General features: G+C 37.5%; 11 protein-coding genes. 8 read left to right on the top strand and 3 right to left on the bottom strand.

The annotated features are described in order from the left end of the window. Window positions 1-33: 33 nt before the first annotated feature. The 6 genes from hutI (at window position 34) to PYV58_RS14565 (ending at window position 7,784) form a co-directional block, all read left to right on the top strand. Window positions 34-1,245, top strand: coding sequence for an imidazolonepropionase (hutI, locus tag PYV58_RS14590; RefSeq protein WP_004820235.1), 1,212 nt, complete (start codon window positions 34-36; stop codon window positions 1,243-1,245). Between the two features lie 28 nt (window positions 1,246-1,273). Further along, window positions 1,274-2,194, top strand: coding sequence for a formimidoylglutamase (hutG, locus tag PYV58_RS14585; protein ID WP_034617561.1), 921 nt, complete (start codon window positions 1,274-1,276; stop codon window positions 2,192-2,194). Window positions 2,195-2,230: 36 nt separating this feature from the next. Continuing rightward, a complete protein-coding gene (locus PYV58_RS14580) occupies window positions 2,231-3,502 on the top strand; it encodes a Glu/Leu/Phe/Val dehydrogenase (RefSeq protein WP_004721791.1) in 1,272 nt (423 codons plus the stop codon). 952 nt (window positions 3,503-4,454) lie between these two features. Beyond that, the gene (locus PYV58_RS14575; protein WP_034617563.1) at window positions 4,455-4,913 is read left to right on the top strand and encodes a lysozyme inhibitor LprI family protein; all 459 of its coding nucleotides are present in this window, start codon (window positions 4,455-4,457) and stop codon (window positions 4,911-4,913) included. Between the two features lie 104 nt (window positions 4,914-5,017). After that, on the top strand, window positions 5,018-5,542 hold the full coding sequence (locus PYV58_RS14570) for a hypothetical protein (protein WP_034617567.1): 525 nt from the start codon (window positions 5,018-5,020) through the stop codon (window positions 5,540-5,542). Between the two features lie 664 nt (window positions 5,543-6,206). Then, the gene (locus tag PYV58_RS14565) at window positions 6,207-7,784 is read left to right on the top strand and encodes a sensor domain-containing diguanylate cyclase (RefSeq protein WP_034617569.1); all 1,578 of its coding nucleotides are present in this window, start codon (window positions 6,207-6,209) and stop codon (window positions 7,782-7,784) included. 387 nt (window positions 7,785-8,171) lie between these two features. Here the strand turns inward: PYV58_RS14565 and PYV58_RS14560 are convergent, their stop codons facing one another. Then, complete coding sequence (locus PYV58_RS14560; protein WP_004820248.1) at window positions 8,172-8,807, bottom strand: TetR/AcrR family transcriptional regulator; 636 nt, start codon at window positions 8,805-8,807, stop codon at window positions 8,172-8,174. A gap of 110 nt (window positions 8,808-8,917) precedes the next feature. Between PYV58_RS14560 and PYV58_RS14555 the strand changes: the two genes are divergently transcribed. Next, window positions 8,918-10,438: an NAD(P)/FAD-dependent oxidoreductase gene (locus PYV58_RS14555; protein ID WP_034613164.1), complete on the top strand. Its 1,521-nt coding sequence runs from the start codon at window positions 8,918-8,920 to the stop codon at window positions 10,436-10,438. 88 nt (window positions 10,439-10,526) lie between these two features. Beyond that, the gene (locus PYV58_RS14550) at window positions 10,527-11,363 is read left to right on the top strand and encodes an SDR family oxidoreductase (RefSeq protein WP_034613167.1); all 837 of its coding nucleotides are present in this window, start codon (window positions 10,527-10,529) and stop codon (window positions 11,361-11,363) included. A gap of 187 nt (window positions 11,364-11,550) precedes the next feature. On the opposite strand, the gene PYV58_RS14545 is transcribed toward PYV58_RS14550, so the two are convergent. Both PYV58_RS14545 and PYV58_RS14540 read right to left on the bottom strand, forming a co-directional pair. After that, window positions 11,551-12,174, bottom strand: a complete 624-nt coding sequence (locus tag PYV58_RS14545; protein ID WP_239046039.1) for a LysE family translocator — start codon at window positions 12,172-12,174, stop codon at window positions 11,551-11,553. Window positions 12,175-12,184: 10 nt separating this feature from the next. Continuing rightward, complete coding sequence (locus PYV58_RS14540; RefSeq protein WP_034613173.1) at window positions 12,185-12,760, bottom strand: PilZ domain-containing protein; 576 nt, start codon at window positions 12,758-12,760, stop codon at window positions 12,185-12,187.

Raw genomic sequence — 12,760 nt, 5'->3', positions numbered from 1 at the left:
TGATTAACGCATGGGCAGCAAGAGGAAATGTCAATGAAAAAACTTTGGACAAATTGTCATATTGCAACTATGCAAGATGGGCAATATTCCAGTATTGAATCTGCTGCAATCGTTACTTTAGCGCAACATATTCACTGGATTGGCGCAGAAAAAGATGTTCCTGTAGATGACTATGCTGAGATCATTGACCTCAATGGCGCATGGGTGACTCCCGGTTTAATTGATTGTCATACGCATAGTGTATTTGGTGGAAATCGTAGTGTTGAGTTTGAAAAACGTTTGCAAGGTGTCAGTTATGCGGAAATCGCAGCGAGTGGCGGTGGTATTGCAAGCACTGTACGGGCAACACGTGAAGCAAGTGAGGAACAGCTCCTTGCTTCGGCACTCAAACGTATTCGTTGTATGCTTAAAGATGGTGTAACCACCATTGAAATCAAGTCGGGATATGGTCTGGACTATAGCAATGAACGTAAAATGCTCCGTGTGATTCGTCAAGTCGCTCAAACTTTACCGATGACCGTAAAAAGTACGTGTTTGGCAGCCCATGCTTTGCCACCTGAGTATCAAGATCAAAGTGATGCTTATATTGAACATATCTGTACCGAGATGTTACCCAAACTGCATCAAGAAGGCTTAGTCGATGCTGTCGATGCTTTCTGTGAACATTTGGCATTTTCACCTGCGCAAGTTGAACGTGTTTTTAAAGCAGCTCAGGCATTAAACCTACCTGTTAAATTACATGCAGAACAACTTTCATCTCTCGGTGGTTCAACGCTTGCTGCGCGTTACCATGCTTTATCCGCAGATCATTTGGAATACATGACCGAAGCTGATGCCAAAGCCATGGCTGCTTCAGGCACAGTTGCTGTGTTATTACCGGGAGCATTCTATTTTCTAAGAGAAACCAAGTACCCACCTTTAGACAGTTTGCAGCAACATGGTGTGCGTATCGCATTATCTAGTGATTTAAATCCAGGAACATCACCAGCCTTGTCATTACGTTTAATGCTGAATATGGGCAGTACATTATTCCGTTTAACACCAGAACAAGCACTCGCAGGTGTCACAACCCATGCCGCTTATGCACTTGGCTTACAAGACTCGCATGGCACATTAGAACAGGGCAAAGTGGCGGATTTTATTGCTTGGGATATTGAGCATCCTTCTGAGATTGTGTATTGGCTTGGCGGTGATTTATCAAAACGAATCATCCAACATGGAAATGAAATCTTGATCTCAGCTTGAGATTAATTTTTATAGAGTGATATTAATAATGAATCATTCATTTAAGTGGCAAGGACGACAAGATGGAGAAGGTGATGCTCATCTTCGTCTCCATCAAGTGATCAATACCAGTCATCAGGCATCTTTTGCTTTTATTGGCTTTAGTTCAGATGAGGGTGTTAAACGCAATCATGGACGCTTAGGTGCAGCTGATGCACCAGATATGATTCGTGCGCAATTGGCAAATTTACCTGTACATCAACCTGTGACCATTATCGATTTAGGCACTGTGCTTTGTGATCATGCTGAACTTGAAATAGCACAGGCAGAATTGGCGCATCAAGTCGAACGTAGTTTAAATTCCGATATGAAGCCGATTGTGTTAGGCGGTGGGCATGAAGTTGCCTTTGGCAGTTTTTCTGGCTTATTTCAATACATTCAAAATAATCATCTGAATAAGAAAATCGGCATTATTAACTTCGATGCACACTTTGATTTACGTGAAGCTGAACAGGTCACTTCAGGCACACCTTTTTTAAATGCAGCTAAACTATCAGAACAGTTTCATCAAGAATTTAACTACATGTGTATCGGCGTTGCCAAGCATTCAAATACTAAAATTTTGTTTGAAACAGCAGAGCGTTTAAACTGTAATTATATTTACGATTATGAATTAAAACTGCAAAATGTTGAAAATTTAATCTTAAGAATAAATAATTTTATTAAAAAAGTAGACTATTTGTATATTACGGTTGACCTTGATGTATTTAACGCTAGCATTGCGCCGGGTGTCAGCGCACCTGCGGTGAAAGGAATCGATTTATCTATTTTTGACCCATTATTAGAAGCCATTAAAAAAACTGGCAAGATCAAAGTTTTTGATGTGGCTGAATGTAATCCGCGGTTTGATTTGGACAACAGAACTGCCAAATTAGCCGCTTATATCATTTTTAACTACATATTTGATTGATGATTCAAGTGACTTCATCAAAAGGATAAGCAAAGTATGTCTAATTTATCTTATATCTCTCAAAATAACGGTCCATGGTCTACCTACCTCGAACAAATCGAGCGAGTTACACCGTATTTAGAACATCTGAAAGATTATGTCGACACGTTAAAGCGACCAAAGCGTGCTTTGATTGTCGATGTACCAATTGTGATGGATGATGGCACAATCCGTCATTTCGAAGGCTATCGCGTTCAACATAACTTATCGCGTGGTCCAGGTAAGGGCGGTATTCGTTACCATCCAGATGTAGATCTCAATGAAGTGATGGCACTTTCTGCATGGATGACCATTAAAACTGCGGTTTTAAATCTACCTTTTGGCGGTGCAAAAGGTGGTGTTCGTGTTGATCCTCGTCAGCTTTCTCCTCGTGAGTTAGAGCGCTTAACTCGTCGTTATACCAGTGAAATTAGCCATATCATTGGCCCACAAAAAGATATTCCAGCGCCGGATGTTGGTACCAATCCCAACGTTATGGGCTGGATTATGGATACATATTCTTCGGGTCAAGGCCATACCGTAACAGGTGTTGTTACAGGTAAGCCAATTCATTTAGGTGGTTCTTTAGGACGCATTAAAGCAACAGGTCGTGGTGTATTTATTACCGGTCAACAAGTTGCTGCAAAAATTAAACTTCCTTTAGAGGGTGCACGAGTTGCTGTCCAAGGTTTTGGTAACGTTGGTAGTGAAGCTGCATATCTATTTGCCGATTCAAAATCTATTATTGTAACGATTCAAGACCATACAGGGACGATTTACAACCCTCAAGGTATTGATTTGGCAGCTTTAAAAACCTATTTAGAAAGCAATCAAGGTGTGGGTGGCTTTGCTGGTGCTCAAGCGATTAGCGATGAGGATTTCTGGGATGTTGAAATGGATATCTTGATTCCTGCCGCATTGGAAGGTCAAATCACGGTTGAACGCGCACAGAAATTGACAGCGAAATTGGTACTTGAAGGTGCAAACGGTCCAACTTATCCAGAAGCAGATGATATCTTAATCCAACGTGGTATTACGGTTGTACCTGATGTGATTTGTAATGCGGGTGGTGTAACGGTCAGTTATTTTGAATGGGTTCAAGATATGTCGAGCTACTTCTGGTCGGAAGAAGAAATCAACCAAAGACTCGATAAATTAATGGTTCAAGCGATTAATGACGTATGGCAGACCTCAAATGACAAAGTATGTAGTTTAAGAACGGCTGCATTTATTTTAGGTTGTGAGCGTATCTTAAAAGCACGTATGGAACGCGGTATTTTCCCAGGCTAATTTATTTGTTGTAATCGTGACCTTAGCGTATCTTCGCTAAGGTCATTTTTTTATCTGTTTAAAACACATTTTAACAGTCTATTTAAACAGCGAATTTACACAATCTATTGAATAATAATTATCTTATGTAGCGTCCTGTATTGCGTAGTAATAACATCTCAACGATCTGAGTTCATCTTAGCATCAACTTTGTACTGCCTTATTTTGCATATAGATTTGTGCTGTTAATTAGATAGAGTAGTCAAACCACCTCATTGTTCATACACATTATTTCTATAAAACCTTTGTTGATAAAAGAGGATTATGCTTTTGTGTGAACTTTTAGAAACTGTTGGTTATCAATTCATTTTTTTTGTAATTTTGAATCTTAGATGGTTATTCTACCGTGGGGCGACAGGGATGTTGCCGTTGGGCGGGGGTACAGGACGTACCCCTTGCCAAACATGAGCAAAAACAAAGCACAGCTTTGTTTGCAGCGCAAGGTTTGGCATTCCTAAGAAAAGTGAGGCATCGCCTACGCAAGGGTATTTAAACTTTGAAAGTAAGGTGTGGCATTGTAAGTCTTCTTACAATCAAATAATTTATTTTTCCATGCAATTGATTTAATAGGAAATAATTAATTAATAGAAATTATATTTATGCGTCTGAGTTTTTCTAACAGGTTGACTATAGAAACACATTCTAACCTTACGCTACTGCTTGTGCTTTAAGCAAAGAAAAACTTTGTTCTCGTTCAGCATGCAATGTAATAAAAATTCATAGGCTTAATTTTAGCAAGGTCGAATTGTATGGATAAACCTAAATATAGTCTGAATAAAATGGCTTAAATTTTGTAAAGTATTTGCCTTTTTATAGTTTTAATTTCACATGAATTAAACTATAAAGTATAGCTAGTATGTGAATAAATTATAGACACTTTTGCAATAAACCTTTTTAGAAAGTAGTTAAGAATATGGATAAAATATACTCAAAATACATCTATATTTTGAGCATTGCTAGCTTATGTAGCTTTGCGACTTTGTTATCAGCTGCACCGACATTGCAATACTCAAAAACCTACCAAAGCTGTATAAATACAGCAAAAACCACAGGGAACAAGCAACTGTGTATCAGTGCAGAGCATTTAGGTCAGAATGAAAGATTAAATCAGGCCGTAAAAAAACTAGCACCTAAGCTCTCAGCATATCAACAAAGCAGATTAACTGATGCTCAAGCAGAGTGGCGATCTTTGCAAAATTTTAAAGATGATCAATGTGATCAAGCTGCATTTGATGATGAAAATGCAGTTAAACCTTCGGGTAAAAACTTGACCGCATTGGATTGTGACCGAGAGTCGCTTGAACGTGTGGCTGAACGCGCTTATGAATTGGAACAAGGCAATGTGCGGGCTGAGTATTATCTTGATCCATAATTTATGATTGCTCATGATGTCTAAAGCATCGAAGTGTTTTATAAAACAAATTTATTGGTTTTAGTGTAGATAAATCACCAGCGTAAGCAAAAGGAAACTTTCTTATGATCAGTAAACAACAATTGACAACCAGTACAAGCAATAGTCGACAGCACCAGAATAGGGCGGCTAAACATAGAGCCGCAGCTATTTGGGCTGTATTCACATTCGGCTTGTTACTCACGGGCTGTGTTTCAACACCTAATCCTGTACAACAGGCTGCTGATAAATTGGTTGGGCAACATGTAAATAAAGCAATCGGAATCTTTGGCTCACCAACTTATCGCGTCCCCGCGAGTAAACTAGGTGGCTCTGCAATGTGGGAAAATTCGATTGTTTCACAACGTGTCGTACAGCAATTTGTACAAACGGGGACTGAATATGCAGGTCAGCGTGTCGTTGGCCAAACCGGCGGACAAGGGGTTGTAGGCGCTATTTATGAAAATCAATATCGTCCAACAGGGTACTATCAAAATGCCGTACAAGAGCATGCTCAATACCTTTGTAATATCACAGCACTGACGGGTCCAGGTGATATTATTACGAGTATTATGGTGATCGGATGTAAACAGAGCAAAGATGGTTTGTGATCCTTAAAAGCCAAATATAGCTTTAATCTGACAGATATACGATAAAATGGATAACTGTCAGATACGGTTGGCGAGAGTATCATTTTTAGAAGGCAACGATGATCAAAATATTCTGTTCAAAGGCGCATACATCCATTGAGCAAAATAATTCTTATTCATGTGTCTTTTCTATTTATTTTTCCCTAAATTTTTCTAGGGTGGAACAGTTAAAATAAACAAAGATAATGGTGTGATTTAAATCATTTTAAGCATTTCACTCAATAGAACATATGACTTCCGAAATACACTAAAATGATGTGCAACTTCAAGCAATTCTTAGTTAGCCTCATGGTATCTGTAGTGCCTATAGTAAAGGCATATAGCCATGGGGAAATAAAATAATACAGGTATTTTTCTGGTTTAATTTACAGCTTATTCAGTTTATTTTTATGGGGCGATATATTCGTCATTTGCACATTTTCGCATGGTTTATATACTGAGTTAAAGTCGCTAAAACACCATTGACCAAAGCCAGATGATTATTTTTAAGAAATTTTCTTAAAAATTATGTTAAGGGAAACCATTTAAAAATCATGAAAATAAATTAAACAATGGTAAAAATATTGTAGTAATACTAAGTAAAAAAGAATAAAATTCAATCAAATGCTGTTTTGCAAATGACCTCATGAAACTGAAAAAACTCATATTTTGTTTAAAGTTAAATCTGAGAAAACTTATTCTTTTTTTAGCAATATTCAGCATCGCCATTCTATTTATTGCTTCACTTTTCGTGAATTATTCTATTCAAAAAAAAGAACTATTAGATACTTCTCTTTCAGTAAATATGGAATATGCCACTAAGATTGCCCAAAAAACGGATTCTCAAATTCAGACTGTATTAAAGCAGTTAAATTATAGTGCCACTTTGCTGGGGGACTCATTTAATGACGAGCAATTTAAACAGTCAGAAGTAGACCGACTTAAATTTCAATCGAATTACTTTGACAGTGTGATTATTTCAGATAAATACGGGCATGTACTGAATTATTCACCGTCAAAAATTGCCATTAATAAAAATGTGGTGAATACAACACTTGGATTTAAACAATCCATTGAAACGCAAAACACGGTGATCACAAGCCCATATTACTCAATCAAAAACAATTTAATTGTTTTTATTTCACAGCCTATTTTTGATAAAAACAAAAAGTATCTGGGCTTTATTGGTGGGGCAATTTATTTAAAAGAAAAAAATATCATTAACGAGTTATTAACACTGAGCTTTAACTATAAAGACAGCTATATGTATGTATTGGATAGCAATAGAAAAATTATTTTCCATCCTGATGCGAGTCGAATCGGTACCCTTGCAACAGACAATACTGGCCTTAACTATATGTCCACTCATATGATTGGAAAAATAAGACTGATCAATAGTAAAGGGGTAGATAATTTAGCGGGTTTTGCCCGAGTAAGCCATACCAACTGGATCATTGTTTCGCAACAACCAACCCATAAGCTTTTAGAAAAAGTTCCGTATCTGATTTATAAAATTATTGCTTATATGCTTGGTTTTTATATTTTAATCTTTTTGATTATTTGGAAGATATCATATTATATCTCAGCACCATTAAACCGCTTAGCAACCATGGCGAGCCATCTCAATAATCCAGAGACCGCAACTCAAATTAAAAATGTAGATGCCTTATATTATGAGGTAAGAAATTTTAAACGCTCACTGTTACAGAGCTCTTCAAATTTTAAGAAAAAAATATCTACGCTCAATCATTATGTAAATACAGACCCATTAACAGGATTTTATAACCGTAGAGGGATGGAGTTACATATTGAACGCTTAATGAAAAATGACGCACCATTTGCAATTATTGCTGTGGATATCGATTATTTTAAAAAAATTAATGATCAGTATGGACATGAAAAAGGCGACTTAGTCCTGACCAAGACTGCACAAAATATTAAAGATTGTGTGAGAAGTATTGATGTTTGTTGTCGGATTGGTGGAGAAGAATTTGTGATTCTAAGCCCTATCGATAGCCAAAATTTAACCATTAATATTGCAGAACGAATTCGGCAGGCATTAGAAGTAACGCCAATCGGAGAAATACCTGCGATTACCGTGTCGATAGGAATAGCGCATTGGCCTGAAATTTCTACCGACATCCATAAGGTGTTTAAAGCTGCTGATGAATATTTATATCTGGCAAAAAAAGATGGGCGTAATTGTATTCGTTATAAAAAATAGCATTTAAAAATGCAAACTTATCTTCAATAAAGATCTTTCATAAATAAAAAATGATCATGTGGAGTGAATCATATTGGTATTGAAAGTTCATTCTCCCTCTGGGAGAAGGCTAGGATGAGGGGGATTTTATATTGATTTATGGTTTTAAAAAGGACTTATGAAAGAAGTCTAATATTTTATCTCATTAAAAACTGCCCATAATCTATGTTATGGACAGTTTTTGAGTAAATTTAAGTATTATTTCAATCTTAGGATGAAAGTAAAAAACTCTGTTGAGGCTATATTTCCATCCAAGGGAGACATTCATCTTCACAACATAACCATAACCAGTAGGATTGAATGAGATAAAGAAAACAGTTTAATTTATATTCTGTTGATTGCTATAAATCAGGCTGATGGCTTAGCAACTCCGCCAATGATTAATTCAATAATCGAATCGCCATAGTTTTTTAAACCTTTAAGATCTTCAGGGTTGGCTAAAAAGCGTAAAGCCCCATTGGTAATCATCCCAATGATATTATGCCCCGTATTTTCACAATCTAAATTCTCACGAAAAAAGCCAGAATCTACCCCATGCTTTAAATAGTTGGCAGTAAAAATACCCGCCATTTGCATCAAGTTTTGAATAAATCTGGTCATTTCAGCATCTATTGAGGTTGCTTCAAGTAATAATAATTTTAGAGTTAGAGGATTCTCTTGTGCAAAAAGACGGAAGCGTTCAGAAATTCGCTGACATTGTTCACGGTACTCTTCAATATTATTCACTGCTTGAGGTGCATTTTCACCAGTAAGCAACGCCATGATTTTTTGCATGGTATCAGAAATAACATGCTGCAAGATATCGCGTTTATTTTCAAAATGGCGATAAAAAGTACCATGACCAATGCCTAAGCGTTTGGCTATATCTGAAATCGCTGTTTGATGGTATCCACGCTCAGAAAATTCTAAAAACGCAGCTTCTAAAATATCAGCTTGTAATTGGATACGTTGACGTTCTGCACGAGTTAAAGTTGGTTCATTCATAGGCAAAGAATACCAAATAAATATTCAAAATTGTTAAACAATGGAAATTGACAAGTCATTCCGTTTTTGACATTGTATTCCTATTGTTTATATTCTAAGCGATTTTCAACATGGAACAAATGAAAAAAAGTACCAAAGATAAAAACTTTTATAAAGTGATTATCGTGGGTGGTGGTTTTGCTGGTCTTGGTGCCGCAATCAAATTAAAACAAGCAGGGATTGAAGATTTTATATTGCTGGAAAAGGCTGCTGAAATGGGCGGGGTCTGGCGTGAAAATACCTATCCAGGTTGTGCCTGTGATGTACCATCGGCGCTCTATTCATACTCTTTTGAACAAAACCCTGCATGGTCACGGGTCTTTGCACAGCAAAAAGAAATTAAACAATATTTATTTGATGTGGTCGATAAGTACAAGGTCATGCCACATGTGCATTTGAATCGTGAAGTTTTACAAGCACAGTGGTCCGATGTGGAACATTGCTGGATTATCCAAACCGAACAGGGCGAGTTGCGCTCTCAATTTGCAATTCTTGCTTGTGGCCCTATGCATGAACCTGTATTGCCTGATGTTAAAGGTATTGAAAGCTTTAAAGGAGAAATTTTCCATTCTTCACAATGGCGGCATGATTTGGACTTAACAGCTCAACGAGTTGCGGTGATTGGCACAGGTGCTTCTGCCATCCAGTTTGTTCCGCAGATTCAACCCCAAGTTAAACAACTGACGATCTTTCAACGTACTGCACAATGGATTTTGCCAAAGTCTGACATGCCATTACTTGCACCTGTTCGTGCCATGTTTAAGCTGTTACCACTGACTCAACAGCTGATGCGAGGCTCAGTCTATGGAATTTTTGAAACGATAAACGGTGGAATTCAAAGTCCTGCGGCAATGAAGCAATTCCAAAAATTAGCCAAATGGCATTTAAATTACCATATTAAAAATCCACAACTACGAGAAAAATTAACCCCCAATTTTATTATTGGTTGTAAACGTATTTTACAATCCAACAATTGGTATCCTGCTTTAGCACAAGACAATGTGGAGGTGATTGCCAGTGGTTTATCTGAAATTAAAGGGAATACTTTAATTGCAAGTAATGGTGAACATTGTGAAGCGGATGTGATTATTCTAGGTACAGGGTTTGAGATTGCAGAACCACCCATTGCCAATCGTGTCTATAACCGTTTTGGACAACGGATGTCAGATGTTTGGCAGGGGAGTCCTGAAGGCTATATGGGGACAATGATAGAAAATTGTCCAAATGGTTTTTTGATGTTTGGTCCTAATGTCGCTGTGAGTTCTTCAGCATTTATTATCATTGAAGCTCAGCTTGATTACATTATCGATGCTTTGAAACAGGCAATTCAATTGGGCATCAAGACCATTGAACCAAATCCCAAAATCACCAAAGTTTTTAATGAAAAAGTCCAAGCAGCTTTGCAAACCACAGTATGGAATAAGGGTGGATGTCAAAGCTATTTTATTGATCGCAATGGACGTAACAGTACAGTTTGGCCATGGTCAACCTATAAACTCCGAGAAAAGATGAAACATTTTAATTTAGCTGAGTATCTGATTGATCATCAACCTGAACCAAGCACATGCTTAAAGCAAGAAGATGTTGTATGAAAAAGAGATTTTAACTTTCATCATATTCAAACCTAAATAAAGAGGATGGATATGAAATTTACCAAGATTTTAAATAAAGGATAACGCAATGTTTAAAAAACAAAAATTAAAAGACAAAGTGATTGCGATTACTGGTGCCGCACGTGGTATTGGTTTAGCTACCGCGGAAGCTTTAATTGCACAAGGTGCAAAAGTCAGTATCGGTGATCTCGATTTAGCACTTGCTGAAAAAGAAGCCCAACGTATTGGTGCCAAAGCTTTTAAAGTGGATGTGCGTGATCGTGAATCATTTGCCCAATTTATTCAAAATACCATTCAACATTATGGCAGTCTTTATGCTTTAGTGAATAATGCTGGGATTATGCCGATGGGGGCTTTTCTGGATGAAGATCCCGCTTTAGCAGATGCACAAATTGATATTAACTTTCGTGGTGTCATCATTGGTATGCAATTGGCACTTCCTGAATTGCTTAAATATAAACAAGGTCATATTGTCAATATCGCCTCACTTGCAGGGCGTTTTGCCTTGCCGGGTTCTGCGGTTTATTCAGGGACTAAATTTGCTGTGATTGGTCTCACCGAAGCAGTTGCAGGTGAGTTTCGTGATTCGGCTATTCAGTTCACGGCAATTTTACCCAGTAAAGTGCTGACAGAGCTTACCGCTGGAACTGAAAATGCGGCAAAAACGATTCCAGCGGTGACACCACAACAGGTTGCCGATGCAGTTGTGAGTGCTTTAATTAAGCCACGGTTATTTATTGCGGTACCTGATTACTTACAATCGGTACATAGTGCTTATGCTTTATTGCCCCAATGGGCGCAAACAGGTGCCCGTCGTATCTTGGGGGATAATGGTATTTTGACTAAGCTTAATCATTCTGCCCATTCAAGTTATGCCAAGCGAATTCATAAGTTGGCAGAATAATTGCTTATCAAAAAGAAACTTTTTAAATCAGTGCATTTGACTCAAAGTAAATACTCCACTTTGAGTCGTTTTTTTATGGGTGTGGCTAAGATGGATATCATTGGATATACGTTGAAGCGTATTACTATATAGCTGGTTCGGCTACATCTTATTGAAAACGTTTAAATTTATATTAGGTTGTTTGGTTTTATCTTTTGGAGCTCAGCATGATTTGTGTTGCTAAGCCAAAAAATACCGTACCCATAAACCATTTTTGTACTTTTAACCAAAGTGCGTGACGATTTAAAAATTGGGTAAATGAACTGGCAGTAAAAATCAACAGCATGTTGACGAGTAGGCTAATCACAATTTGCACAAAACCCAAACTCAGCGTTTGCACTAAAACATCGCCTTGGTGTGGTTTGATAAATTGTGGCAACAAAGCTAAATACATCATCGCAATTTTAGGATTGAGTAGATTGGTCAAAAAGCCCATCAAAAATAGTTTTGAATTAGAATAAGACTGTTGACTGGCAATCTCAAAAGGCGAGTGAGGAGAGCGAATTGCTTTCCAGCCAAGATAAATCAAGTAGAGCGCACCAGCAATTTTTAAAACATCGTATGCAATTGGAATCGTCATTAATAAAGCGGTGATCCCAAAAGCAGCACACAGCATATAAAATACAAAACCGAGCGCTGTGCCGCCCAATGAAACCATTCCCGCAGTTTTGCCCTGACATAAGGACCTTGAGATCAGGTAAATCATATTTGGGCCAGGGGTGAGTGCCATACCTAAGGCAATCAAGGCAAAAGCGAATAAAGTAGAGTCCATATGTGTAATATCAATTATTCTGTAGGGTGATGTTTTGTTGAATACATTCAGCCAGTTTGACTTTATCTTGTGGATGTAAAGTAATGAAGTAAGCACCTACACGATATTGCTCATTATCAGCAGGTTCTGAGTACGCAATTTGTGCCGTTGCTGCAATATGGAAGAAATTTTCAGGATGACTCAGGGTGACATGAATAAAGCTACCTTGTTTCAGGTATTGTTGACTGGTAAAACTGAAGCCACTTTCAGAAAAATTGACTTTTTGTGGCGTTGGTAACATGGTTTGTACAATAGAATCGTAAAGAGAACCAGTAATAAGGTTTAACTTTTGGTTGAATAAGGATAAGATTCGAGCAATTTGTTGATCTTTTTCATTTAATTGTTCTAATTCGTAGTGAAGTGCATGATCAAATTGATCTAATTCTGCAAGTAGTAGAAAATAGCGCGGTAATACAAAATTAGCATCATATGGATCGTTCAGCGCAACTTCTTCAGAAATGATTTGATAGTTGATCCTTAACGCAGCATCGATTCGTGACATGACACGACGTTCATTTGCTTCATTTTGATGCTGTAACGCTTCCAT

This window comes from Acinetobacter sp. TAC-1 (genome assembly GCF_029025845.1).
Lineage (GTDB): Bacteria > Pseudomonadota > Gammaproteobacteria > Pseudomonadales > Moraxellaceae > Acinetobacter > Acinetobacter guillouiae.
The sequence above is the reverse complement of the archived record's forward strand: the minus strand, read 5'-3'. Positions and strand labels throughout refer to the sequence as shown.